General features: G+C 67.8%; 24 protein-coding genes and 1 tRNA gene. 13 read left to right on the forward strand and 12 right to left on the reverse strand.

All coding sequences use genetic code 11. The annotated features are described in order from the left end of the window. The first annotated feature begins 222 nt into the window (after window positions 1-222). Entirely contained in the window at window positions 223-1,125 is a 903-nt protein-coding gene (bla, locus tag FS845_RS07365; protein WP_409929275.1) for a class A beta-lactamase, read from the forward strand. Between the two features lie 50 nt (window positions 1,126-1,175). Here the strand turns inward: bla and FS845_RS07370 are convergent, their stop codons facing one another. The 4 genes from FS845_RS07370 to FS845_RS07385 all read right to left on the reverse strand — a co-directional run bounded on the left by FS845_RS07370 (window position 1,176) and on the right by FS845_RS07385 (window position 5,343). Then, entirely contained in the window at window positions 1,176-1,622 is a 447-nt protein-coding gene (locus FS845_RS07370) for a GlcG/HbpS family heme-binding protein (RefSeq protein WP_144632062.1), read from the reverse strand. A 13-nt stretch (window positions 1,623-1,635) separates the two neighbouring features. Continuing rightward, the gene (locus FS845_RS07375) at window positions 1,636-3,570 is read right to left on the reverse strand and encodes an AMP-binding protein (protein WP_144632065.1); all 1,935 of its coding nucleotides are present in this window, start codon (window positions 3,568-3,570) and stop codon (window positions 1,636-1,638) included. Next, a complete protein-coding gene (locus tag FS845_RS07380; protein ID WP_144632068.1) occupies window positions 3,567-4,466 on the reverse strand; it encodes an HpcH/HpaI aldolase/citrate lyase family protein in 900 nt (299 codons plus the stop codon). Before FS845_RS07380 ends, FS845_RS07375 begins: the two co-directional genes overlap by 4 nt. A gap of 85 nt (window positions 4,467-4,551) precedes the next feature. Continuing rightward, a complete protein-coding gene (locus tag FS845_RS07385) occupies window positions 4,552-5,343 on the reverse strand; it encodes an enoyl-CoA hydratase/isomerase family protein (RefSeq protein WP_186332194.1) in 792 nt (263 codons plus the stop codon). Window positions 5,344-5,621: 278 nt separating this feature from the next. Here FS845_RS07385 and FS845_RS07390 point away from each other — a divergent pair, with 278 nt between their 5' ends. The 3 genes from FS845_RS07390 to FS845_RS07400 are packed head-to-tail and all read left to right on the forward strand — an operon-like array spanning window position 5,622 to window position 7,783. Next, a complete protein-coding gene (locus FS845_RS07390) occupies window positions 5,622-6,269 on the forward strand; it encodes a TetR/AcrR family transcriptional regulator (protein ID WP_144632074.1) in 648 nt (215 codons plus the stop codon). A 43-nt stretch (window positions 6,270-6,312) separates the two neighbouring features. Next, entirely contained in the window at window positions 6,313-7,149 is an 837-nt protein-coding gene (locus tag FS845_RS07395; protein WP_186332195.1) for an enoyl-CoA hydratase-related protein, read from the forward strand. Window positions 7,150-7,153: 4 nt separating this feature from the next. After that, window positions 7,154-7,783, forward strand: coding sequence for an enoyl-CoA hydratase/isomerase family protein (locus tag FS845_RS07400; RefSeq protein ID WP_144632080.1), 630 nt, complete (start codon window positions 7,154-7,156; stop codon window positions 7,781-7,783). Here FS845_RS07400 and FS845_RS07405 read toward each other — a convergent pair. Next, window positions 7,755-8,720 carry a Bug family tripartite tricarboxylate transporter substrate binding protein gene (locus FS845_RS07405; protein WP_144632083.1) on the reverse strand — a complete coding sequence of 322 codons (966 nt, stop codon included), beginning with the start codon at window positions 8,718-8,720 and terminating at the stop codon, window positions 7,755-7,757. The genes FS845_RS07400 and FS845_RS07405 overlap by 29 nt on opposite strands. A gap of 75 nt (window positions 8,721-8,795) precedes the next feature. Then, window positions 8,796-9,938: an acyl-CoA dehydrogenase family protein gene (locus FS845_RS07410; RefSeq protein ID WP_186332196.1), complete on the reverse strand. Its 1,143-nt coding sequence runs from the start codon at window positions 9,936-9,938 to the stop codon at window positions 8,796-8,798. Between the two features lie 372 nt (window positions 9,939-10,310). On the opposite strand from FS845_RS07410, the gene FS845_RS07415 reads away from it, so the two are divergent. Genes FS845_RS07415 through FS845_RS07425 form a run of 3 tightly spaced genes read left to right on the forward strand, consistent with a single transcriptional unit; the run spans window position 10,311 to window position 13,667 of the window. Continuing rightward, window positions 10,311-11,285, forward strand: coding sequence for a Bug family tripartite tricarboxylate transporter substrate binding protein (locus tag FS845_RS07415; RefSeq protein ID WP_186332197.1), 975 nt, complete (start codon window positions 10,311-10,313; stop codon window positions 11,283-11,285). Window positions 11,286-11,325: 40 nt separating this feature from the next. Next, window positions 11,326-12,579 carry an LVIVD repeat-containing protein gene (locus FS845_RS07420; RefSeq protein WP_222129976.1) on the forward strand — a complete coding sequence of 418 codons (1,254 nt, stop codon included), beginning with the start codon at window positions 11,326-11,328 and terminating at the stop codon, window positions 12,577-12,579. Then, window positions 12,576-13,667, forward strand: a complete 1,092-nt coding sequence (locus tag FS845_RS07425; RefSeq protein ID WP_144632092.1) for a CobW family GTP-binding protein — start codon at window positions 12,576-12,578, stop codon at window positions 13,665-13,667. The genes FS845_RS07420 and FS845_RS07425 overlap by 4 nt, the downstream gene beginning before the upstream one ends. Before the next feature lie 15 nt (window positions 13,668-13,682). On the opposite strand, the gene FS845_RS07430 is transcribed toward FS845_RS07425, so the two are convergent. The 3 genes from FS845_RS07430 to FS845_RS07440 form a co-directional block, all read right to left on the reverse strand. Next, window positions 13,683-14,903: a type II toxin-antitoxin system HipA family toxin gene (locus tag FS845_RS07430; protein ID WP_144632095.1), complete on the reverse strand. Its 1,221-nt coding sequence runs from the start codon at window positions 14,901-14,903 to the stop codon at window positions 13,683-13,685. Between the two features lie 3 nt (window positions 14,904-14,906). Further along, window positions 14,907-15,170, reverse strand: a complete 264-nt coding sequence (locus FS845_RS07435) for a helix-turn-helix domain-containing protein (RefSeq protein ID WP_144632098.1) — start codon at window positions 15,168-15,170, stop codon at window positions 14,907-14,909. Between the two features lie 179 nt (window positions 15,171-15,349). Further along, window positions 15,350-15,425 (reverse strand) — tRNA-Phe (locus FS845_RS07440). Between the two features lie 265 nt (window positions 15,426-15,690). Between FS845_RS07440 and hemA the strand changes: the two genes are divergently transcribed. From hemA to FS845_RS07470, 6 genes are all read left to right on the forward strand, one after another. Further along, the gene (hemA, locus tag FS845_RS07445) at window positions 15,691-16,965 is read left to right on the forward strand and encodes a glutamyl-tRNA reductase (protein WP_144632101.1); all 1,275 of its coding nucleotides are present in this window, start codon (window positions 15,691-15,693) and stop codon (window positions 16,963-16,965) included. Window positions 16,966-17,055: 90 nt separating this feature from the next. Continuing rightward, entirely contained in the window at window positions 17,056-18,138 is a 1,083-nt protein-coding gene (gene prfA, locus FS845_RS07450; protein ID WP_144632104.1) for a peptide chain release factor 1, read from the forward strand. Window positions 18,139-18,211: 73 nt separating this feature from the next. Then, complete coding sequence (gene prmC / locus FS845_RS07455) at window positions 18,212-19,024, forward strand: peptide chain release factor N(5)-glutamine methyltransferase (protein ID WP_144632107.1); 813 nt, start codon at window positions 18,212-18,214, stop codon at window positions 19,022-19,024. Window positions 19,025-19,103: 79 nt separating this feature from the next. Further along, window positions 19,104-19,430 carry a Grx4 family monothiol glutaredoxin gene (gene grxD, locus FS845_RS07460; protein WP_144632111.1) on the forward strand — a complete coding sequence of 109 codons (327 nt, stop codon included), beginning with the start codon at window positions 19,104-19,106 and terminating at the stop codon, window positions 19,428-19,430. Window positions 19,431-19,436: 6 nt separating this feature from the next. After that, window positions 19,437-19,997 carry a UbiX family flavin prenyltransferase gene (locus tag FS845_RS07465; protein WP_144632114.1) on the forward strand — a complete coding sequence of 187 codons (561 nt, stop codon included), beginning with the start codon at window positions 19,437-19,439 and terminating at the stop codon, window positions 19,995-19,997. 46 nt (window positions 19,998-20,043) lie between these two features. Then, a complete protein-coding gene (locus FS845_RS07470; protein ID WP_186332198.1) occupies window positions 20,044-20,799 on the forward strand; it encodes a GntR family transcriptional regulator in 756 nt (251 codons plus the stop codon). 11 nt (window positions 20,800-20,810) lie between these two features. Here the strand turns inward: FS845_RS07470 and FS845_RS07475 are convergent, their stop codons facing one another. The 3 genes from FS845_RS07475 to FS845_RS07485 all read right to left on the reverse strand — a co-directional run bounded on the left by FS845_RS07475 (window position 20,811) and on the right by FS845_RS07485 (window position 24,472). After that, complete coding sequence (locus FS845_RS07475; protein ID WP_144632120.1) at window positions 20,811-21,935, reverse strand: aminotransferase class V-fold PLP-dependent enzyme; 1,125 nt, start codon at window positions 21,933-21,935, stop codon at window positions 20,811-20,813. Between the two features lie 56 nt (window positions 21,936-21,991). Next, window positions 21,992-22,969, reverse strand: a complete 978-nt coding sequence (locus tag FS845_RS07480; protein WP_144632124.1) for a Bug family tripartite tricarboxylate transporter substrate binding protein — start codon at window positions 22,967-22,969, stop codon at window positions 21,992-21,994. Between the two features lie 147 nt (window positions 22,970-23,116). Next, window positions 23,117-24,472 (reverse strand): aspartate aminotransferase family protein, encoded by a 1,356-nt coding sequence (locus FS845_RS07485; RefSeq protein WP_144632126.1) that lies wholly within the window; start codon window positions 24,470-24,472, stop codon window positions 23,117-23,119. Window positions 24,473-24,520 lie beyond the last annotated feature (48 nt).

The following is a 24,520-nucleotide window of genomic DNA, read 5'->3' on the forward strand; positions in this document are numbered from 1 at the left end:
GCCGCCGAAGGGGCCACAGGCAAGCCAGATCGGCGCGCCGACGGGGCCGCCCGCGCGCGGGCCGCGATGCGCGAGGCGCCGGGATGCTCACAGGCGCATACATTTCCCGGTGGCGGCACGGGCGCCGGCTGGCGCGCGAGTTGCCAGGATTGGAACAAGGCCCTGTACCATCCTCTGCCACCCACTGTCTCGGCGTTTAGAACCCTCAGTATGCGTACATTCATCACTCGTCGCGCCGCGCTGCAAGCCGCGCTGATTGCTGCTTTGGCAGGACTGCACCCCTTGCGCGCCCAGGCCGCCATACGCCGCGAAGGCATCGAGGCGCGGCTCAAGGCCCTTGAAACCCGTGCTGGCGGACGCCTTGGCGTCGCCGTGCTGGATACCGCAACGGGCCGGCTGGCAGGCAGTCGGCTGGACGAACGATTCGCGCTGTGCAGCACGTTCAAGGCCCTGGCCGCTGCGTGTACCCTTGCGCGCGTCGACCGCGGACAGGAGCGGCTGGAGCGCCGCATCTTCTTCACGGAGCAAGACCTGGTGATGCCCTTCAAGGCGACCCAGCCCCATCTTGCCGACGGCATGACGATCGGGCAGCTGTGCGAGGCGGCGGTGACGGTGAGCGACAGCACGGCGGCGAACCTGCTGCTGGCGAGCCTCGGCGGGCCATCGGCGTTCACTGCCTATATGCGATCCCTGGGCGACTCCGTGACGCGGCTCGACAGAATGGAACTGGGCTTGAACATCGTCAAGCCCGGAGAGACTCACGATACGACCTCGCCGCGCGCCATGGCCGGCACGCTGCGGGAAGTCATGCTTGGCCATGCGCTGTCGGAGCCGTCGCGAAAGACGCTGACGGACTGGATGACCGAGTCCAGGGATGCCGCCGAGCGTCGCCTTCGGCTCGGTCTGCCCAAGGGATGGAGGATTGCGAACAAACCGGGCACGTGGGAAGGGATATCCACCAATGACATCGGCGTGATCTTCCCGCCAGGTCGCGATCCGGTCGTAGTGGCTGCTTTCCTTGCCGAAGCGCCGGGAACGATCGAACAGCAAGAGGCCGTGCTCTCCGAGGTCGCCAGGATCGTGGCCGAGGAGATCCTGCAAGGCGGAAAGCCAAGCCGCGGGTAATCCACCGAGGCCCGGCAGCCCGACCCCTACTGCGGTACCACGCCCGCCGCTCACGCGGCCGGCGCGTCGCCCGTGTCCGGCACGAGTCCCGTCGCTTGCACCGCAGGCACCAGCGCGGCCTCGTCATTGTCCGAGGTGTCTCCCGACACCCCCACGGCGCCTACGACGTGGCCGTCCGCATCGCGCAGCAGCACGCTGCCCGCCACGGGCACCATGCGGCCGTCGGAGATCGCGTTCAGGGCGGCGAAGAACTCGGGCATCTTCTGGGCGCGGCGGGCCAGCTCGCGGCCGCCGAACCCCATGCCCAGCGCGCCCCAGGCCTTGGCCGTCGCCAGTTCGGAACGCATGATGCTGGCGCCGTCGTCGCGCTTGAGCACGACGGCGTGGCCGCCCGCATCCAGCACCGCCACGGTCAGCGGTTGCAGGCCCAGTTCCCTGCCTTTGGCGATCGTGCCGTCGGCGATGCGGTCGGCCTGCGCAAGCGTCAATCCTTTCATGTCGTCCTCCTGGTCATGGTGCGGGTGGGTCTTCGACGATCACATAGGGAATGGCGTAGGCCGACAGCACTTCCTCGGCCTTTTGCCGCGCGCCCGGCGCCGAACCCTTCAAGGTCAGCGTCGTGGCCATGCCGCTGCCGCCGGTATTGACGACCTGCAGCGACCATTCCCCCGGCACGCCTTGCAGCGCTTCGTTGAAGACACGCTGTGCGGCGTCCAGCTGCAACAGGTGCTTGATGGGCTTGCCGACCGAGGTCAGCGGCAGCTTATCGAGGAAGATGATTTCCTTCGGCACCGCCGGCCGCTCGGGGATGTGTTGCGCGGCATGGCGCAGCAGCACGTCGGCCGAGACCTCGGCGCCGGGATGCAGTTCGACATAGGCGATCGGCAGCTCGCCGGCATGCGCGTCGGGCTTGCCCACCGCGGCCGCGACCGCGACCCAGGGCGAGGCAAGCAGGGCGTTCTCGATCAGGGCAGGCTCGATGTTGTGGCCGCCACGGATTATCAGGTCTTTCTGGCGGCCGCTGATGCGGATGTAGCCGTCGGCGTCGATGCTGCCCAGGTCGCCCGTGACGAAGTAGCCGTCGGGCAGGAATGCGCCCTTGTCCTGCGCAGGATCCAGGTAGCCGCCGGCCACGCCAGGTCCGCCGACCAGGATCATGCCTATCTCGCCCAGTGCGCAGTCGCGTTCGATGCCGCCGTCGGCGCCCATCTTGACGATGCGCACTTTCATGTAGGGCACGCGGATGCCAGAACAGCCGCGGCGTATCTCGCCATCGCGCGGATCCAGGCTGACGTGGCTGGTGTTCTCGGTCAGGCCATAGCTCTGCAGCGTGCGTGCGCCGGTGATCTCGGCGATGCGGTCCTGGATGGCGGGGGACATGGCGGTGGAGCCGGTGGCGAAGTACGGCCGCAGCGACGAGATGTCCTCGCCGGCAGGGGGATTCTTGGCCAGCATCGACAGCGTCGTGGGCACGCCCGAGATCTGCGTGACGCCGAAGCGTTCCACATAGCGCCAATAATTGGCCAGGTAGGTCTTGTCGCGCGCGCCGTGCATGCTGGGCAGCACCGCGGTGTTGCCGTTGGCGGTGCTCACCAGTCCGCGCACCAGCAGCCCGCCCACGTGGAACAGCGGCGTGTCGGACAGCACCACGTCCTCGGACGTGAAGGCCAGGCCGTTGTTCGCCGCCCATTGGCGGTACACCATGCCCCCGTGCAGGATCTTGACGATCTTCGGGTGGCCAGTGGTGCCGCCCGAGTGCACGTAGCAGGCGATGTCGCGTCGCTGGGCGACGTCGCGCGGAAAGTCCAGCCTGTCCTGCGGATACGCGGCCGCGGCCGCCAGCAGGTCGCCCTCGTGCGGCGCGGCGAAGGGATCGTGGAGCGTGAACAGGCGCGGCGGGCGTTCCATGCGCGTCAGCGCCGCGCAGACGTTGTCATGGATCTCGAACCCCGGTGTCGGGCCCAGCGCCACCACCGCCTTGGCATCGGCGCGCTGGATCAGGTCGGCCAGGGCGTGGGCGTCCAGCATCCAGTTGATGGGAAACGGCCGCGCGGCCAGCAGGCCGCCCAGGAACGTTGCGAACAAAGCCGGCACGGTGGGACTGACGATGGCCACCGCATCCTGCGGACCGACGCCGCTGGCGCGCAGCAGGTTGGCGATCTGGATGGACCGGTGCTCCAGGTCGGCGAAACTCCAGGCCTGGATCTCGCCGTCGAGATCGCCGTTGTGGGTCACATGGAAAGCCGTGCGGTCGGGCTTGTGGCGGCAGCCGTCCAGCAGGTTCAGGGCGAAGTCCCAGCGCGTGATGCGCTGCTCGATGGGCACCTGCTCGATCGCCTCGATGTCGGCCATGTCGCGCAGCGGCGCATACCGGCCGGAGGGCACGCTGCCGTGGGGGCCCATGTCGGGCAGGACGGCGGGAACGGTCTCCTGGAGAGTCGTCATGCTTGCTCCCTTGCCAGGGAAAGCGTGCGCTGGGCCAGCCGGACGTTGGCGTAGTCGACCATCATGCCCTGGTACTTGACCGCGGCGATGCCGGCCGCCTCGCTTTCGCGGAAGGCCGCCAGCAGGCCGCGCGCATATTCGATCTCCTGCTCGCCGGGCGAGAACACGGCGTGCATGACCTCGATCTGCGATGGGTGGATGGCCATCTTGCCGACGAAGCCCTGCTCGCGGGCGATCTCGCATTCCGCACGTAGCGCGTCGGCGGACGCCAGGTTCATGAAGACGCCGTCGACCAGCCATTCGATGCCGGCCGCGCGCGCGTCCACTACCAGCTTGCCGCGCGCATAGGCCAGCGCGAGGCCGCTGGGCGTCCAGCGGCCGCCCAGGTCCACCATGAAATCGCCCTGCTCGGCGCTGGCCAGCGCCATGCCGCGCACGCGCGGCGAGGCCCGGGCCATGTCGTAGGCATTGCGCAGTCCCAGGCAGGTCTCCACCAGCGGAACGATGGCCAGCGTGTTCATGGGCAGCGAGGCATGGCCTTCGACGGCAAGCAGGGCCTCTGCGACCGTGTCGACGTCCGCCGCTTCCTCTGCCTTGGGCAGGATGACGCCGGCGACGCCGTCCAGGCTGCCGGCGTCGGAAAGCACCGCCAGGTCGCGCCGGAACTCATCCGTATTCGGATGATTGATGCGCAGGTACATCGGCTTGCGCAGCCCCGCCGCCAGGGCGGCGGCGATGTGCTCGCGCGCCTGCGCCTTGGCCTGCGGCGCCACGGAGTCTTCCAGGTCGAAGATCATGGCGTCGGCCTGGCCGGCCTGCGCCTTGGCCAGCAGCTCGGGCCGGGCGCCCGGCGCGAATAGCAGGGTGCGGTACATCCTTTGCGAAGCAGCGTCCATGTGTGTCTCTATGGTCAGGAAAGAACCCCTTGCCCCTTGCCGGGGCTGGCCGCGCCGCCTGGCGGCAGACCGGGGCTGCGGAATCTCAGCAGCCGCGCCAGGCGGGCGGGCGTTTCTCGAGAAAGGCGCGCGGACCTTCCTGCGCGTCTTCCGTCGTGTAGACGAAGGTGGCCAGATCCTGCTCCATGCGCAGGCCGTCCGCCAGCGACAGCTCGGCGCCCCGCTTGATCGCCGCCTTCGCGGTGCGCACCGCCACGGGCGCGTTCGCGGCCATCTGCTGCGCGCACGCAACCGCGCGCGCCAGCAGCTCGGCGTCGGGCGCGACGTACTCGACCAGCCCGATGTCCAGCGCTTCGCGGGCGCCAATGGTGCGGCCGGTGAGGATCATGTCCATCGCCCGGGCACTGCCGATGCGCCGGGACAGGCGCTGCGTGCCGCCGTTGCCGGGAATCAGTCCACGCTTGACCTCGCCGAACGCGAAGCTGGCCGACTCGCCGGCGAAGCTGAGGTCGCACAGCAGCGACAGCTCGACGCCGCCGCCGATCGCCAGGCCGTTCACGGCCGCGATCAACGGCTTGTCGAACGCTGCGATCCCTTCGCCTTGTTCCCAGCGATAGCGCTTCATCTCGGACAGCGGGACGCCGGCTTGGGCGGTGGCGAATTCGCGCAGGTCCATGCCGCTGGAGAACGCCTTGGCGCCGGCCCCGGTGAGCACGGCCGCGCCGATTCCGGCATCCCGCCGCAGGGCATCCAGGGCATGGCGCAGGTCGCTGCGCATCTGCATGTTGATGGCGTTCATGACGTCGGGACGGTTCAGCGTCAGGATGGCCACGCGGCCCTGCCGCTGGACCGCGAGGGTTTCGAAAGACTCTGTCATTTGCGTGCCGCGCGTTGGCGTTGCGTTCGACGGCGATGTCCCGCAATCAGCGGGCATCGCCAGGATGCGATCCGGTCAGGCTGCCCGCGCCGTATCGCAGTGGGTTTACTCACTTGATTCAATCATGTGATTTAATTATGATGATGACGTGGCATGCTGTCAACTCCGGTTAGCATCCCTGGAGGGCCAGGATGAGTCGCTTGCTTCAGGCGTTCAGTTGAATATGCGCCGGCCGCCATCCTGAATATTCTTCGTAGAACAGGACTTAGAGCTTCAACATGAAAAAGGATCTGGAAGCCGCGGCTGGCTTCGGAACAAGCACGCCGGAACGCATTCTCCAGGCCGCCGAGCGCCTTTTCAGCGAGCGTGGCGTGGATGGCGTCAGCCTGCGCGAGATCACTGCCGCGGCCCAGGTGAACAGCGCCGCGGCGCACTACCACTTCGGCTCCAAGGAAGAGGTGCTGAAAGAGCTCTTCGCCGTGCGCGCGCGGCCCATCGCCGAGCGCCGCGTCGAGCTGCTCGGCCAGCTCAAGCGCAACAGGCAGGGCCGTCCCGTGCTCGAAGACGTGCTGCGCGCCTTCCTGTGGCCGGCGCTGGACGCGCTCAACACGCCCGAGGGCCTTGCCTTCACGCTGTTGCGCGCCCGCATGGCGTTCGAGCGCGAAGAGGTGCGGCGCGAGGTGCTGGCCAATGCCTTCGATGCGTCCAGCCGGCTGGCCATGGACGAACTGGCCAAGGCCTTGCCCAAGCTGCCCGTGACGGAATTGCGCTGGCGGTTCCACTTCCTGCTGGGCGCCATGGTCTACACCATGGCGGTTCCGGGCCGGCTGGAGTCCATCACCGAAGGCGGCATCGACACGCGCGACGCGACCACGGCGCTGGAACAGCTGGTGCGCTACGCCGCTGCGGGGTTCCGCGCGCCTTGATGCGGAACGGGAATCCCGGCCATCGAAGTTCCAAGGAGAACACGTGCAATACACAGGTCCAGACCAGTCGGCAGGCGGGCCGCGCCAGCTCGGCGCAGTGCTCGAGGCAGGCGTGTTGACCGTCACGCTCGACCGTCCCGGGCACGGTAACGCCATCGACGTCGGCATGACGCGCGAGATGGTTGCCCTGCTGGGCGCCGTGCATGGAGATCCGCAGGTGCGCGTGGTGGTGTTGCGCGGCGCGGGCGCGGACTTCTGCGCCGGGATGGACGCCGCGGATTTCCAGGACGTCGCGCGGCATGGCGAACAGGCCCTGCGCGCCGCGCGCCAGATGTTCGACGATTGGCGCGTGCGCCGGCTGCGCCTGCTGCCGCAGCCCGTCATTGCCATGGTGCATGGCGCCTGCCAGGCAGAGGCCATCGGCATCCTGGAGGGCTGCGACATCGTGCTGGCCGCGGAAGACGCGCGCTTCGCGCTGCGCGGCGACCAGGCGCCCGGGTTTCCCGGCGGCGTCGCCGCCAAGACCGTCTCGCGCGTGATGACGCCCCGGGCGGCAAGCTTTTTTGCGCTGACGGGCGAATCTTTCGACGGCAGGGAAGCCGAGCGCAACGGGTTGGCCACGCTTGCCGTGCCGGCGCAGCGCCTGGAAGAAGAGGTCTATGCGCTTGCTCGCGACATGGCGGCCAAGGAGCAGACCGCGCTCCAGTTCACCAAGGAGACCCTGCTGCACGTGGGCGAGATGAGCTGGGACGGCGTGCTCAATTTCACGGCGGCCAAGTTCGCCGAACTGAAGATGCTGCAGGCGGGCAGGCCGTCGGCACGAGCCTTCGCGGTCGAGAGTTTCCTTGCCGGGCAGTCCAAGCCCGGCCTGGGAGGGTGATGCAATGCTGCGCATCGAAGACGCCGACGGGGTGCGTTGCATCGGGCTCGACCGGCCAGCCAAGCGCAACGCCATCGGCGTCGAGCTCACGCTGGCGCTCGAAGAGGTGCTGCTTCGCACCACGCACGACGCCGGCATCCATGCCTTGGTCTTTCACGGCATCGGCGGCAATTTCTGCGCGGGCATGGACATGAAGGACTTCTTCGACAGTTCCACCCGGCCGCCCGATGTACTGCTGCAGGCGCGGATGGCGACCGAGCACTGGCGCACCCGCCTGCTGCCCCGGATGCCGCAACCGATCTTCACGGCGGTGCGAGGGTACTGCCTGGGCGCGGCCATGCCCATCCTGAATGCGTCCCAGGTGGTGCTGGCCAGCGCCGACGCCCGGTTCGGGCTGCCCGAGATCAACTTCGGCTTCGTGCCCGGCGGGCAGATCGTCAAGGCGGCGGGCCAGATGATCACCCCGCGCGGCTTGGCCTATGCTGCGCTGAGCGGCCGGCCTTTCGATGCCGAACGCGCGCAGCGCTGGGGCCTGGTGACGCGGGTGGTGCCGGACGATCCCTTCGAGCCGGCGCTGGCGCTGGCGCGCCAGGCGGCGCGGGCCGCTATTCAGGCAGGAAGCCGGGCGTGCTGACGACCTTCTGGTAGCGCGCGCTTTCGGCCTGCACGAAGGCGCGCAGTTCCTCCGGCGACGAGTGCATCGGTTCCGCGCCCAGTTCCTCGAACCGGCTCTTGAGCTCCGGGTTCTCCATCGCCTTGTCCAGCGCCTGGCCGAATTTCGCCGCGATGTCTTTCGGTACGCCGGCGGGCATCCAGATGCTCCACGAATTGGCGCCGATCAGATCCTTGTAGCCGCTTTCCGCGAAGGTGGGTACCGTGGGCAGCAGCGGGCTGCGCCGGGCGCCCGTATAGGCGATGGCGCGCAGGCGGCCGGCGCGTATCTGCGGCAGCGCGCTGGGCGGGTCCACCGCGATCATGTCCAGCTGGTTGGCCAGCACGTCGTTCAGGGCCTGCGCGCCGCCCTTGTACGGAACGTGGGTGATCCGGATGCCGGCCACCTGGTTGAACATCTGGCCCGTCAGGTGAGCGAAGGTGCCGATGCCGCCGGATCCGAAATTCAGCACGCCGGGCTGCGCCTTGGCGGCCTGGACGATGTCGGCGACCGTCCTGTACGGCGACGCCGAGTTGACCACCAGCACGGCCGGCCCCGTGGCGATCAACGACACGGGCTGGAAATCCTTCAGCATGTCGTACGGCGTCTTCTGGATCAGCGGCTGCACGATGGACGAACCCAGCGTGCCGATGGTGAACGTGTAGCCGTCGGGCGGCTGCTTGGCCGCATACACCATGCCGATCGCGCCGCCCGCGCCGGCCTTGTTCTCCACGATGACGGGCTGCCCGAGTGCCGTGCCGACCTCCTGTCCGAACAGGCGCGCCATCGAGTCCGATGCGCCGCCCGGCGGGAAATTCACCACGAAATGCAGGGGCCGGTCGGGGTATGCGTCCGCGGCATGGGCGGGCAGCTGCAACACGGCGCCCGCCACGAGGGGCAGGATGTAGCGTAGCTTCATGAGCGTGTCTCCTGATTGTTTTGATGGCGGGCGCGGACATCATGGCGGTCCGCCCCGGTACTGCCCGCCTGCCGGCTACAGCCCCAGCGACGCGGCGATGATGTTCTTCTGGATCTCGGACGTGCCCCCGCCGATGGTGGCCAGTCGCGAATCGCGGAAGAAGCGCTGCATCGGGTATTCCATGCAGTAGCCGTAGCCGCCGAGTATCTGCAGGCACATGTCCGAGATGGTCTTGTACGACTCGGCGATGTAGTACTTGATCACCGCGGTATCCGCGCGTTCGGCCTGGCCATGCTCCATGAGCCAGGCGTACCGGCGGATCATGGTCTGCGAGGTGTCCAGCATCACCTTCATGTCGGCGAACTTGTGCTGCGTGACCTGGAAGCTGCCGATGGGCTTGCCGAACTGATGGCGGGTCTTGGCGTAGTCCAGCGCGAATTCGAATGCGCGCCGCGCCGCGCCGATGCGTGCGGCGGACAGGCACAGGCGCTCGTAGCGCAGGGTGTCCTCGCAGATCGCCCAGCCATGGTCGAGTTCGCCCAGCAGCGCGTCCCGGGGCACGCGCACGTTGCTCAGCGTGAATTCCGTCGTGCCGATGGCGTGCTGGCCCAGGGTGGGGATCTTGCGGATCTCGATGCCGTCCAGCCGGGTGTCCACGAGAAAGGTGCTGATGCCCAGCTGCTTCTTGCCCAGGTCGCTGGTGCGGACCGGCACCAGGATGTAGTCGGCGATGTCGGCGCCGGAGGTGAACTGCTTGCGGCCCTCGATCACGAAATGGTCGCCCTCGGCCGTGGCGCGCGTGCGTAGCGCCGCGGCATCCGAGCCCGAGTCCGGTTCGGTCAACGCGAAGGCGAACGACAGTTCGCCCTTGACCACGCGCGGCACGATGCTGCGCTTCTGGGCTTCTGTGCCGTGCTTGAGCACCGCATAGCAGCCGTAGGTGAAGTTGCGGAACAACCAGAGTCCCAGCTCTTCGAAATGATTGCCGGTCTCTTCCAGCAGCAGGGCCAGGTCGGTGGGCGTGCCGCCCGCGCCGCCGTATTCCTCTGGGGCGATCAGGCCCAGCCAGCCGTTGCGGGCCAGCGCGTCGAACGCCTCGCGCGGCGGGGTCTGCGTGGCGTCGCACCGCGCGGCGTACTCCAAGCTGCATACGTCGTCCAGCAGGGTGCGAACGTGGCTGACCAAGGCCTCCTGGTCATTCGTGAGTCCGAAATTCATCTCTATGCTCATCGTGTAGGCAGAGCGCGGGTCGCGAACCTCTGCGGGTGGTTCGAGCGGCATGCGGCGCTTGCGAAACGCGGGCCGCCAGCCGTGCTGCGGCGTACAGTCTTGCGCGCCGTCTATTTCAACTGATTTAATCACTTGATTGAAGGCTATCATGTGCTCGAATCGACTGTCAACGATTCCTCCTCGATGGCACGCGGTGCTCCTCCAGGCTAGCAATGGGCTTGAATCGGCGGTTTGCAATCGAATGGTTTAATCACTTGATTGACGCTTTCAGGTGGCCACGCTATGCTGCGTTCAATCAAATGATTCAACGAGACAAACCAAGAGATTTGCGAATCGAAAAAAGGAGGAAGCATGGTGAGCATGGAGACGCTGAAACGCGCGCGCCTCGCCGTCTTGATGGCGCTTGCGCTCGGGTGTGCCAGTGCGCATGGCCAGGCGCAGGACTATCCGTCCAGGCCTATCCGGGTGATCGTGCCCAGTTCGCCCGGCGGCAGTCCGGATGTGCTGGCAAGACTGATCAGCGAACCGCTCGGCAAGGAACTGGGGCAGCCGCTGGTCGTCGAAACGATTCCCGGCGCGGCCGGCATCATCGGCACGGACAAGGTGGCCAAGGCCGAGCCCAATGGCTACACGCTGCTGTACGGCTTCAACCAGATAGCGACGATGAATCCGCCGCTGTACAAGAAGCTGCCGTACTCGCCCGAGCGCGACCTGGCGCCTTTGGGACTCACGCTCAACCTCAGCTACATGTGGATCGCCAGCAGTGCGTTCGGCCCCGACAACATTGCCGAGCTCATCGCGCTGAATCGCCAGAAGCCCGGCAGCGTCGACTACGCCTCGACGGGGCCGGGATCGGCGGCGCACCTGGGCGCGCTGCTGCTGGAAAAAATGACGGGCACCGAGATGCACCACGTGCCCTATCGGAGCAATACCAATTCCGATCTGATGGCGGGCATCGTGCAGTTGAAGCTGGATCCGGTGGCCGCATCGCTGGGCCTGGTGAAGTCGGGCAGGGTCAAGGTGCTGGCCGTCAGTTCTCCCCAGCGCCTGGCCGTGCTTCCCGAAGTCCCTACGGTCGCCGAAACCGTTCCCGGCTATGAAATGACCGGCTGGCAAGGCTTCTGGGCGCCGGCCGGCACGCCCGCCCACATCGTGCAGCGGCTCAATACGGCCATCGTGAAGGTGGTGCGCCAGGGCGACATGCGGGCCCGCATCGAGCAGCTCGGCTACGAGCCCCTGGGGTCGTCGCCGCAGGAGATGGCCGACCGCATCCACCGCGAACTGCAGCACTGGACGGACATGGCCAGGCAGGCCAATCTCAGCCTGGACCAGTGACGGCCCGCGCATCCAAAAGTTGATTCCACTGGAACCGCAGATGTCTCTCCCGCATGCCAACCGCCCTGCCAGCCGCGCCGATCAGACGCTGGCGCACAACATGACCCTGCTCGCGCACCACGAGCTCGCCGGCTTCGGCGGCCTGGGCGAGGGCATCGCGATGCAACTGGCTGACGATGGCCGGCGCATCCTGTGGCTGGCGCACGAGTCCGCGCCCAAGAACTTCACCGGCGTGGACGTGACCGACCCGCGTGCGCCCAGGCTGGTGGTCCAGACCGAGCTGCCGCACATGAAGGTGCGTTCTAATTCCCTGGACGTCTGCGGCAACCTGATGGCGGTTGCCTATCAGGTCAACACGCCGGGCCTGCAGCCCGCGGGCTTCGACCTGTTCGACATCACGGTGCCCGAGCAGCCGCGCCTGGTCTCGCACTTCGATTGTTCCGGCCCGTGGTCGCGCGGCGTGCATTGCCTGTGGTTCATCGACGGCAAGACGGTGCACATGGCATCGGGGGCGCCCGACTTCCAGCCCCATGATCCCAGGGACGACCAGATCTATCGCATCGTCGACGTCAGCGACCCGGCGCGGCCGGTGGAGGCGGGCCGCTGGTGGCTGCCGGGCACGCGGGTGGGTGACGAGGCCCCGCCGCCACGGCGGCTGGCGCCGCAATTCGATCGCGGCTTCCGGGCGCACAACACCAATGTCTATCCCCAAAGGCCAGACCGCGCCTACGTGGGATACATCGATGGCGGCGCGGTGGTGCTGGACATTTCGAATCCTTCCGACATCCGCGTGGCGTCCAGCTGGAATCATTCGCCGCCGTTCAACGGCTTCACGCACACCGTGCTGCCGCTGTTCGAGCGCGGCCTGTGGGTGGTCACCGACGAGTGCGTGCAGGACGACGGCAAGGACTGGCCGAAACTGGTGTGGATGCTGGATGCGCGGTCCGAGGTCAACCCCGTTCCCATCTCGACGTTTCCCATGCCACCGGTGGAAGTCTTCGCGCGGCGCGGCGGACGCTTCGGCGCGCACAACGTGCACGAGAACCTGCCGTTGCCGATGTCGTTCCAGTCCGAGACGTTGATCATCGGCACGTTCTTCAACGGCGGGGTGCGCGCCTACGACACCCGCGATCCCTATCGCGTGGAAGAGGTGGCCTATTACGTGCCCGGCGCGCCGGCGCTGTCGCCGGCGGGGGCCATCCAGCTCAACGACGTGTTCGTCGACGAGCGGCGCATCGTCTACACGGTGGACCGTTTCAACGGCGGGCTGTACATCCTCGAAATGAACCTATGAGCGGCTCCGCGCCCGATGCCTACGTGCGCGATCCGCTGGCGGGCAAGCTGCCGGTGACGCTGGTCACCGGATTCCTGGGCAGCGGGAAGACTACTCTGATCGGCAGGCTGCTGCGGCACCCGGGCATGCGCCGCGCGGCCGTGATCATCAACGAGGTCGGCGAGATCGGCATCGATCACGACCTGGTCGCCATGTCGTCCGAGAACGTCAGCCTGCTGGCCAACGGCTGCATCTGCTGCGTCGTCCGCACCGACCTGCAGGACACCCTGCGCCAGCTGTTCGGGCAACGGCGCGCGGGCCAGGTCGCGGATTTCGACCGCGTCATCATCGAGACCTCGGGCCTGGCGGATCCGGCGCCGGCCGTCCAGACGCTGACCAGCGACACGATGCTCGGCGCGCATTACCGGCTGGACGGGGTGGTGACGCTGGTCGATGCCTTGAACGGCGCGCGGCAGCTATGCAGCAGCCCCGAGTGCGAGAAGCAGATTGCCCTGGCGGACCTGATCGTGCTGACCAAGGAGGACCTGGCGGAGCCCCAGTCCGCCACATCGCTGCGGGATGCCATCCGCGGCATCAACGCCAGCGCGCCCTTGCGGCACAGCCGCATGGGCGATCTGGATCCGTCGGAGTTGACCGGGCTGGGCCTGCACAGCGCGCGGGTCGGCGACCGGACGGGGCGGTTCCTGGGGCGGTGGCTGGATGACGATAGCTCGGTGGGCGAGGGCGCGGCCGGCGAGGGCGGCGAGCCGGGATACCTGGCGGACAGGCTGCCGGGCGTCCGCCATGATCGCTCGGTGCGCACTTGCGCGCTGACGTTCGAGCAGCCCTTCGACTGGGACTCGTTCGGCGCCGCCATGGACATGTTGATGAAGCTGCGCGGCCCCGACCTGCTGCGCGTGAAGGGCATCGTCAACGTAGCGGGCGCGCCGGTGGTCGTGCAGGCCGTGCAGCACGTCATGCATCCGCCCGTCACGCTGGACCGCTGGCCCAGCGAGGATCGCCGCTCGCGGCTGGTGTTCATCGCGAGGAACCTGCCAGCTGGGCGGATTCGGGGGGTGTTCGAGGCGGTGGTTGGAGTGCGGGGTTGAGGAGGCGGCCGTCCGTCAGGCAGAGGTCTGCCAGGCAGCGGCCATGTCCGCGCGCAAGGCGTCGGGGATACGCGCGTCGTTTCGCGCCTGTCGCAGCGCCGCGAGCATGCCCTCGCGTATGCGCCGCAGAACCTCGCGCGGATTGCTGACCTCGCATATCTTGCTGCCGAACAGCAGCAACTCGTCTTCGGTGGGATAGGTCCTGGTCTGGTGCTTGCCGGCGAACAGCTTCAGCGCCATCGTCCTGTCTTCCAGCTCCGGTCCACCGTCGTATCGTGCGTATCGATAGATCGCGGTGGTGACGACGTCGAACATCGGCGCCAGCCAGGCATCGGTGACCGAGCGGTACAGCACGCCATAGTTCTTCAGATGACCGTCGCCGTTGCGAACCATGGCGCTGAATGCGACCTGCTCGAAGAAGCGATGGAGGTTGACTCTGGGCAACTGCAACTGCTTGAGCAATTCGGCCACGCGCTGATAGCTGCCTTGGTACTTGCGATCGGCCAGTACGTCGCGCACGCGCAAGCCGGCCAGCGCCGCGACGTCTTCGAAGCCGAGTCGCTCGACACTTCCGTCGGCTGTTGGAACCAGGTCGAATCGGTCCAGTATCAGCATCTGCCCATCATGCGACAAGGCGAAATCCGGCGTATCGATGCCAGCCAGTCTGGCTGCGGTCAGGCAGAGAAACTCGTTCGCGGTCAAGCCGGGATAGGCAGGGCTGCCTGCCTTGACGATCAACGAAGGGATAGGCACGGTAGGCCTGTCCGGCACCATGATCTTCGGTTGCATCCCCGCAATGCCGGCGCCTGTGCTCAGGTAAGCGCGCACCAGTTCGTCGAAGACTTCCGGTGTGTAGCGAGTGTTGAGCAGGGTCTCCTTGGACATCGCCGGCGCGGCGGGAGCCGGCGAACTGTCCGGCAGGGTGTAGCCCAGCCGTCCAATCCCGTTCTCGCCTATCAGCGCCAGCAGATGCATGGGCGTCAAAGGCTGTTTTGGAAACGCGGCGCGCAGCCGCATGTACAGGTCGCCTTCCGGCAGGTTCTGGTCCATCACGGGAAACAGATCGCCGTCTTGCCAGGTCAGTTGGGTACCGGCATTCATCAGCAATGCTACGGATGGCTGCTGCGCACGGGGATCCAGGTAGCGGAACTCGTACGTCGAACGCTTGAGCAACTGTCCCGCGTGGGCTTCGTGCCCGATCGACACCTGCAGCAGAGGAATCTTCTCGGGCAGCATGGCTTACTCGTCGTCCTGCGCGAAATGGCGGGCGATTTCCTGCATCGTCGGCATGCCGGCGTTAGTGATTTGCAGCGCCAGGCCCAGGCCTGCGAGGACGGCCAGCAGGGATGAGACGGTGACGTCCTCGCCCGATTCCAGGCGATAGATCACCTCGCGCACCTTGCCTGCGCGCTGAGCAAGTTCGGTCTTCGAGAGGCCGGCGGCTTCCCGTTTGGCTTTCAGCAAGGGAGCCAACTCGCTGAGGAGGCGGATTTTGTCAGTCATGACTTACGTTTTAGCGATGAACCGCTACTGGCGCAAGTTTTAACTGGCATGAGAGGCGTAGCGGGTGTTATTGCAGCGTAGATGAGCGGCCTGCGGCTGCCGGCGCGATTCATTGCTGCGCACTTTCCAGCGCCAATGCAAAAAGGGCTGCGCATCTGCGCAGCCCTTCGAAATTCTTTTGGTGGCCTGGGGCGGAATCGAACCACCGACACGCGGATTTTCAATCCGCTGCTCTACCAACTGAGCTACCAGGCCAACGAAGACCGCAACTATACACGAATTTTTCGCCCTGTGCAGGCGGCGTGCCGAAGCAGTGATCAGCCACTGCGCTACCGTTTCCGGGCCGCACCCATCCCGCCCACGGGACACCCCATCCCACCCATTGATGCCTTCCAGCAACCCCAGGGGTAACCCTAGGCGTATAATCCTGGGTTGTTCTCTGTTACATCCGTGTGTACAAGCTACCCGTACACGCCGGCGCGCCGCGCCGACACATCCCGGGTTGCGCGCACCTGCCACGATGTCCGTCGCCGTTCTTGCCTTCGGTCTGAATCACACCTCCGCCCCGGTCTCGGTGCGCGAGCGCGTGTCCATGCCCGTCGATCTGGTGCGTCCGGCGCTGGAAGGGCTGCGCGCGGCGTTCGGGGGATCGGTGCGCGAAGCGGCCATCCTGTCCACCTGTAATCGCACCGAGGTCTACTGCGCGGCCGAGCCGCAGGTGGCCGAGCAGTTGCCCGCGTGGCTGGCCGAGCACAACCGCATCGAGGCCGTCTCGCTCGATCCCCATCTGTACCGCCATCGCCAGGACGATGCCGTGCGTCACGCGTTCCGCGTGGCCAGCGGGCTGGATTCCATGGTGCTGGGCGAGCCGCAGATCCTGGGCCAGATGAAGGACGCCATCCGCGCCGCCGACGAGGCCGGCTCGCTGGGCACGCTGCTGCATCAACTGTTCCAGCGCACCTTCTCGGTGGCCAAGGAAGTCCGCTCGCAGACCGCCATCGGCGCGCAGTCGGTGTCCATGGCGGCCGCGGCGGTGCGCCTGGCCGAACGCGTGTTCGGCAAGCTGGACCAGGCGCGCGTGCTGTTCATCGGCGCGGGCGAGATGATCGAACTGTGTGCCACGCATTTCGCCGCGCAGCGTCCGCAAAGCATGGTGGTGGCCAATCGCACCACCGAGCGCGCCGAGACGCTGGCGGGCCGCTTCTCGGCCGGCACGATGAAGCTGGCCGAGCTGGGCGACCGCCTGTCCGAATTCGACGTGGTGGTGTCCTGTACGGCCAGTTCCCTGCCCATCATGGGCCTGGGCATGGTCGAGCGCGCCACCAAGCTGCGCCGCCATCGTCCCATGGTCATGATCGACCTGGCCGTGCCGCGCGACATCGAACCCGAAGTCGGCCGCCTGGACGACATCTACCTGTATTCCGTCGACGACCTGGGCCGCCTGGTGCAGACCGGCACCGACGCGCGCCGCGCGGCGGTGGTGCAGGCCGAGGCCATCATCGAAACCCGCGTCCAGGGCTTCATGCACTGGATGCAATCGCGCGAAGTGGTGCCGGTCATCCGCGACCTGCACCAGGCCGCGGCCGACGTGCAGGCCGTCGAGCTCGACCGCGCGCGCCGCATGCTGGCGCGCGGCGATTCGCCCGAAGCCGTGCTCGAGCAGCTGGCGCACGGCCTGACGCAGAAGTACCTGCATGGCCCGCTGGCGGCGCTCAACCGCAGCGAAGGCGACGAGCGCCGGCAATTGCTGGGCTGGATGCCGCGCCTGTTCCCCAGCCGCGACACGCGCCGTTAGCGGTCCCGCCGCGCTCCGTCCCTTGCGGCGGACGTTCGCCTTGCGGGCGCCCGCCGTGCCGATTTCCCCTTTTACTTGGTACTTCCGCTGATGAAAGCTTCCATGCGCAGCCGGCTGGAACAGCTGGCCCATCGCCTGATCGAGATCGACGCCCTGCTGGCCGATCCCGATTCCGCGTCCGACATGGAGCGCTTCCGCAAGCTGTCGCGCGAGCGCGCCGAGGTCGAGCCCGTGGCCGTCGCCTTCAAGACCTTCGAGGCCACCGAGGGCGACATCGCCACGGCGCAGGAGATGCTGTCCGATCCCGACATGCGCGACATGGCGGAAGAGGAGCTGAAGGCTGGCAAATCGCGGCTCGAGCAGCTGGAAAGCGAATTGCAGCTGCTGCTGCTGCCGCGCGATCCCGATGACGGCCGCAGTCTGTTCCTGGAAATCCGCGCGGGCACGGGCGGCGACGAGAGCGCGCTGTTCTCGGGCGACCTGCTGCGCATGTACACGCGCTTCGCGGAAACGCGCGGCTGGCGTGTCGAGCTGATGTCGGAAAGCCCCTCGGAGCTGGGCGGCTACAAGGAAGTGATCGCGCGCATCGATGGCGATGGCGCCTATGGCCGGCTGAAGTTCGAGTCGGGCGCGCATCGCGTGCAGCGCGTGCCGGCCACCGAGGCGCAGGGCCGCATCCACACGTCGGCGTGCACGGTGGCGGTGATGCCCGAGGCCGACGAGCTGAGCGAGATCGTGATCAACCCCAGCGACCTGCGCATCGATACCTTCCGTGCCAGCGGCGCGGGCGGCCAGCACATCAACAAGACGGATTCGGCGGTGCGCATCACCCACCTGCCGACCGGGCTGGTGGTGGAGTGCCAGGACGACCGTTCGCAGCACCGCAACAAGGACCGCGCCATGCAGGTGCTGGCCGCGCGCCTGAAGGACAAGGAGCTGCGCGAGCGCCAGAGCAAGGAGGCGGCCGAGCGCAAGAGCCTGATCGGCTCGGGCGACCGCTCCGAGCGCATCCGCACCTACAACTTCCCGCAAGGCCGCGTCACCGACCATCGCATCAACCTGACGCTGTACAAGCTGCAGCAGATCATGGAAGGCGACCTGGAAGAACTGACCGGCGCGCTGATCTCCGAGCACCAGGCCGAGCAATTGGCGGCGCTGGGCGACGAGGTCTGATGCGACGGCAGGCCTGCCTGGCTCCACACCGTACCGCTCCTCCGATTCCATCCGGCCCGCAGCCCTCATCGCCATGACCCGCATCATCGACCTGCTGCACGACACGCGCCTGCCGCGCCTGGAGGTGCGCATGCTGCTGGAACGCGCGCTGGACAAGCCGCGCGCGTGGCTGTTGGCGCACGACACCGATCCCGCGCCCGCGGCGGCGGCCGAGCTGTACCGCGCGCTGGTCGAGCGCCGCCAGGCCGGCGAGCCCATGGCCTATCTGCTGGGCGAGCGCGAGTTCATGGGCCACCCGTTTCGCGTGACGCCCGACGTGCTGATCCCGCGGCCCGATACCGAGCTGCTGGTGGAGACGGCCATCGAGGCGCTTTCCGGCAAGCCTGGCGCGGCCCTGCTGGACCTGGGCACGGGCAGCGGCGCCGTCGCGGTGTCGGTGGCGCTGGCGCGGCCGCAGGCGGTGGTCAGCGCCACCGATCGCAGCGCGGCCGCCCTGGCCGTGGCCGCCGACAATGCCGGCCGCCTTGGCGCGCGGGTACGTTTCCTGCAGGGCGACTGGTTCGGCGCGCTGCCGGCAGGGGAACGTTTCGACGTGATCGTGTCCAACCCTCCGTACATCGACAGCGCCGACCCGCACTTGCAACAGGGCGACCTGCGGCACGAGCCGCGCGGCGCGCTGACGGACGATGCCGATGGCCTGAGTGCCCTGGCACGTATCGCCGCCGACGCGCCGGATTGGCTGAAGCCGGGCGGCGCGCTGTGGATGGAACATGGCTGGGACCAGGCCGAGACCGTGCGCGCGCTGTTGCGGGCGGCGGGCTTCGCCAGCGTGGCCAGCCGGCGCGATCTGGCCGGCATCGAACGGATTTCCGGCGGATACCTATAATTGACGTATTCCCGGACCATCCCCATATAGGTGGGACGGCCTGAGCCCATCCGGAACCCATACCCTCTGCGAGACCACCATGAGCGACGTGCAAGAATTCATCCGTGAAACCGTGACCCAGCATCCCGTGGTGCTGTTCATGAAGGGCACTGCCCAGTTCCCGCAATGCGGCTTCTCCGGCAAGGCCATCCAGATCCTGAAGGGCTGTGGCGTGAAGAAGCTGGTCACCGTCAACGTGCTGGAAGACGACGAAGTGCGCCAGGGCATCAAGGAATTCTCGAACTGGCCCACCATTCCGCAGCTGTACGTGTCGGGCGAGTTCATCGGCGGGTCGGACATCATGAACGAGATGAACGGCAACGGCGAACTGAAGCAGCTGCTGGACGACTCCGGCGCCACGGCCTGACGCTCGATGCGGCGGCTGGTCGTCGGCATCACGGGCGCCACCGGCGCCCTGTACGCGGTGCGCATGCTGCAGGCCCTGCAGACCGTGCCCGACGTGGAATCGCACCTGGTCGTGTCGGCCTCGGGCGTGCTGAACATCCAGCACGAGCTGGACATCGGCCGCAACGAGGTGCAGGCGCTGGCCGACCACGTGCACAACGTGCGCGCCGTGGGCGCCACGCTGGCCAGCGGCGCGTTCCAGACAGCGGGCATGGTCATCGTGCCGTGCTCGATGCGCACGCTGGCGGCCGTCGCGCACGGCCTGTCCGACAACCTGATCACGCGCGCGGCCGACGTCACGCTGAAGGAACGGCGCCGGCTGGTGATGATGGTGCGCGAGACGCCCTTCAACCTGGCCCACCTGCGCAACATGACCGCCATCACCGAGATGGGCGGCATCATCTTCCCGCCGCTGCCGGCGTTCTATCACCGGCCCACGTCCATCGAACAGATGGTCGACCACACCGTGGCGCGGGTGCTGGAGATGTTCGACATCCACGTGCCCGGGCCGACGTGGGAAGGCACGTGACGCGGACGACGCGCGCCGGTTTCATCGAGCCGTACCGACCATGACCGTGACCAAGAAAGGCCCGCCTGCCTCTCCGGCATTCTTCAATCCCTTTCCGAAGTACCTGCAGGTCCGGCACATCCTCGAGCGCCGGCTGTATTCCGGATACGAGCTCGGCGACCAGCTTCCCACCGAGCAGGCGCTGTGCGAAGAGTTCGGCGTCTCGCGCGAGACGGTGCGCGAGGCCCTGCGGGGTCTGGAGCAGGAGGGCATCATCCAGCGCCACCGCGCCAAGGGGACGTTCTTCGTGCGCCGGCCCGATGCGCCGGCCAATCAGCGCCTGACCGGCATGGTCGAGGACTTCACCGCGCTGCACCTGGATACCTATGCCAAGGTGCTGTCGGCCGCGCCGGTCAAGGCCGCCGACGAGGCCAAGCTGCTGCACGCGCCGACCGAGGACCTGTTCCACATCGAGCGCCTGCGCTACTTCGAGAATCGTCCGCTGGTGGTGCACGAGGCCTTTTTGCCGCCCGCGGTGGGCGAGCGCATCATGGCGTGGGACCTGGGCAATGCCTCCATCCAGGGCCTTATCGAGGACGAGCTGCGGATCGTCTGCATCGAAGAACGCCAGCAGATCGAGGCCATGATCGCCGACACGCGGTTGGCGCAGCTGCTGGACGTCCCTGTGGGGGCGCCGGTGCTGCTGGTCAGCCGGCTGCACAGGCTGTCCGATGGCAGCGGCATGGTGCTGTTCCGCTCGTACTACCGCGCCGACCGCTACTACTACACGCTGAACCTGTCACGGCCCGGCGCGCGGCCGTAGCGGCCGCGGTCTCACAGGCGCCGCCGGATCAGCGCGGCCAGCTGGTCGACCTCGTCCACGGTGTTGAACAGCGACAGCGATACGCGCACCCCGAGCCGCTGCGGCGACACGCGCACCTGGTGGGCCGAGAAGTATTCGCCCCAGCCTTCGCCGGGCAGGTCCAGTACGTGGATGTGCGAGCGCTGGCCGGCGGGCGCCCGCAGCGGCACGCCCAGATCGTCCAGGTGACTGGCCAGCCGCTCGCCCAGCGCCTGCACGTGCCGTGCGATGCGATCCACGCCCACCGAGGAAAGAAAGGCCAGTGCCGCATCCAGCGCGTGCACGTGCGGCAGGCTCAGGTTGCCGATCTCGAAGCGGGCCGCGCCGGGACGCAGCGCCACGGCGCCGTCGCGCACCATGCGGTCGGGCGCCGCGTCGGCCACGGCCGAGACGGCCAGGTACGCCGGCTGCAGGTCCGCCAGTTCGCGCGCCACGTACAGCAAGCCCAGTCCCTGCGGCAGCAGCAGGCCCTTGTGGCAGCCGGCGGCCAGCATCGAGATGCCCAGTTCGCGGACGTTCATCGGATGGATGCCGAGCGACTGGATGGCGTCGACCACCAGAGGGATGCCGCGATCGCGGCAGAAGGCGCCGAGGCCGGCCAGATCCATGCGCAGGCCGGTGTCGGACGTGACGTGCGACACCGCCACGGCGCGGGTGCGCGCATCGGCGTGCGCGGCGCAGGCCGCCGCGTCCAGGCCCCGCGGTCCGCAGGCCACGAAGCGCACCTCGACGCCGCGACGCCGCAGGTTCAGCCAGGCGTACGTATTGTTGGGATGATCGCCCGCCATCAGCAGCACGTTGTCGCCGGCCCGCAGCGGCAGTGCGTTGGCCGCGATGTTCAGGCCCTCCGAGGTGTTCTTCACGAAGGCGATCTCGTCGGGCCGCGCCCCGACCAGCGTGGCGGCGCGTTGGCGCGCGCCGGGCACGCGGCCCAGCCACAGCGGCTTCGGGCCGCCGTCGAGCTGGCTTTCGTCCATGAAGGCTTCCAGCGCCGCGCGCACGCAGGCCGCCAGCGGCGACTGGTGGGCGATGTCGAAGTACAGGAAGCGGCGGGTTACCGGGAACTGGGCGCGCACCGCCTCGATGTCGTAGCTCATTGGCGGAGTTCCGTGTCGAGGTTGCGGGTCTGCGCGCGTCGAGCGGTGGGCATGGCTCAATCCAGCTTGGCGCCGGAACTGCGCACCACGCCGCCCCACTTGGAGACTTCGCTCTTCACGTAGCTGGCGAACTGCGGACGGCTCAGCGTCGCCGGGGCGGCGCCCTGCACGGCCAGGGCCTCAATCACGTCAGGCTGCTTGAGCGCCTGCGCCACCGCGGCCGACAGCTTGTCGACGATGGGCGCGGGGGTGCCATTCGGCGCGAATATCCCATACCAGTTGTCCACCGTGTAGGCGGACGCGCCGCTCTCCATGACGGTGGGCACGTCGGGCAGCGAGGCCGCGCGCGTCTGGCTCGAGACCGCCAGCAGCTTGACGCGGCCCGACTTGGCCAATCCCAGCACCGGCGGGGTCGGCACGAACATCACCTGCACCTGGCCGCTGACCAGGTCGGCCAATGCCGGGGCGGTGCCCTTGTACGGGACGTGTACCCAATCCAGCCGGTTCTGCTCGCGGTACATCTCGCCCGACAAGTGGGTGATGGTGCCCGTGCCGGCCGAGGCCACGTTGATGCGGCCCGGCTGCTGCCGGATCAGCGTCGCCAGTTCGGCCAGCGTGCCGGCCTGCACGCTGGCGTTGACCGCGATGGCCAGCGGCGTGGTCGCGACCATGGCGACGGGTGTCAGGTCGTCGATGGTGCTGTAGCCCAGCGTTGGATACAGGCTGGGATTGATGGCGATCTCGGAGGTCGACGCCAGCACCAGCGTGTAGCCGTCCGGCGAGGCGCGCGCCACCGTGCCGGTACCGATGGAGCCGCCCGCGCCGCCGCGGTTGTCCACCACGACCTGCTGGCCCAGGCTGTCGCTCAGGCTCTTGGCGATCAGCCGCCCGACGGCGTCGGAGCCGCCGCCGGGCGGGAACGGCACGACCAGCCGGACAGGCCGGTCGGGATAGGTGTCGGCATGGGCGGCCGCGCCGGCGAGGCACGACAGGGCCAGGACACAACGGGCGATTCTCGATACGTATCGATGCATGGTAATTCCCCTGGGGTTGCAGACTCCCGGCGCCGGCACGGCGACCGGGTCATGCGCGCCGGGATCTATGCGTCCGGCTGCGCGCGATACTTCGAATCCGAATCGGCCGGCGGCGTGTCTGTCTCCTGAGCGCCGCGGCGGTTGGCGTCATGCGGCGGCGGTCTCCTTCGCGGCGGCCGATTGCGCCACCTGTTCGAGAACGTGCTCCAGGATGTCCATGCCCTCCTGGAGTTCGGCGTCCGTGGTCACCATCGGCGGCACCAGCCGGATCACGTTCATGCGGCCCTGGCTGCCGCGCGCCTGCACGATCAGGCCCTGGTCCTGGCAGGCCTGCACCACTGCCTTGGCGGCGGCGTTGGCCGGCTCGCGCGTCGTGCGGTCGGTGACCAGTTCCACGCCGTACAGCACCCCGCGGCCACGGATGTCGCCGATCATGTCGATCTGCCTGGCCATGGCCGACAGGCGTTCCTTGAGCTGGGCGTCGATGAGGCTCGCGCGCTCGACCAGGCCGTCCTGTTCGATGATGTCGATGCTGGCCACGCCGGCCGCGCAGGTGATCGGGTCGCAGGCATGCGAACGCGTGGCGAAGTAGCCGTTTGCGGCCGCGCGGTCGGCGATCTCGGCGGTGGTGCACACCGCGCTGACGGGCAGGCCCGCGCCGAAGTGCTTGGACACGGTGATGATGTCGGGGACGATGTCTTCGTGCTGGTGGCCCCACATGCGGCCGGTCTTGCCCAGGCCGGTCTGCGACTCGTCCATGATGAACAGCATGCCGTATTGGCGGCACAGGTCGCGCAGCGCCTTCACGTAGCCGGGGGGAGGGACGATGATGCCGCCCGCGCTGAGGATGGGCTCCATGATGAAGGCGGCCGGCCTGCCGGTGAAGTTGCTGAGCGCCAGGTCGAAGCTGGTCTTCATGCAGAGGAAGTCGCCCTGGCCGCTGATGCATCCGCAACCCCGGAACGGGCAGCGGTAGCCGTAGGGCGCCATCATCGACGAGGTGGCCTGCGCCGCCAGCCCGTGCTTGCCGCGGTTCCAGCCGAACGACAGCGAGCGCGTGACGAACGACGTGGAGCCGTGCAGGCCCATGTTCATGCCCAGCACGTCGGTGCCGCCCGTGACCTTGCGGGCCATGTCGACGGCGGCCTCCACGGCGTCGCTGCCGCTGACCAGGAACAGCGATTTCTGCAGGGGCGCGTTCAGCACCTCGCCCAGGCGGCGGTGCAGGGCCAAGCGGTCGACGTTGAGGAAAGTCTTGGTCGAATGGCTGATGGTTTCCAGGTTGCGCTTGACCGCCTCGACGTACAGCGGGTGGTTGTGGCCCAGCGCGGCGGCCATCTGGCCCGAGCCGAAGTCGAGGTAGCGGCGGCCCTGCGTGTCGAACACTTCGATGCCCTTCGCGCGGGCGATGACCGGGCGGCTTTCCAGGCCGGCCATATAGGCGCCTTTGGCCGTGGGGATCATCCAGCGGTCGACGATTTCCTTCACTTCGGTGGTGTCCATGCCTGTATTTCCGTAGGGGGAGTGAAGCCGCTGGTTCGCAGCTAATGA

The sequence above is a fragment of the Bordetella genomosp. 13 genome (assembly GCF_007679965.1).
Taxonomy (GTDB): domain Bacteria; phylum Pseudomonadota; class Gammaproteobacteria; order Burkholderiales; family Burkholderiaceae_B; genus Bordetella.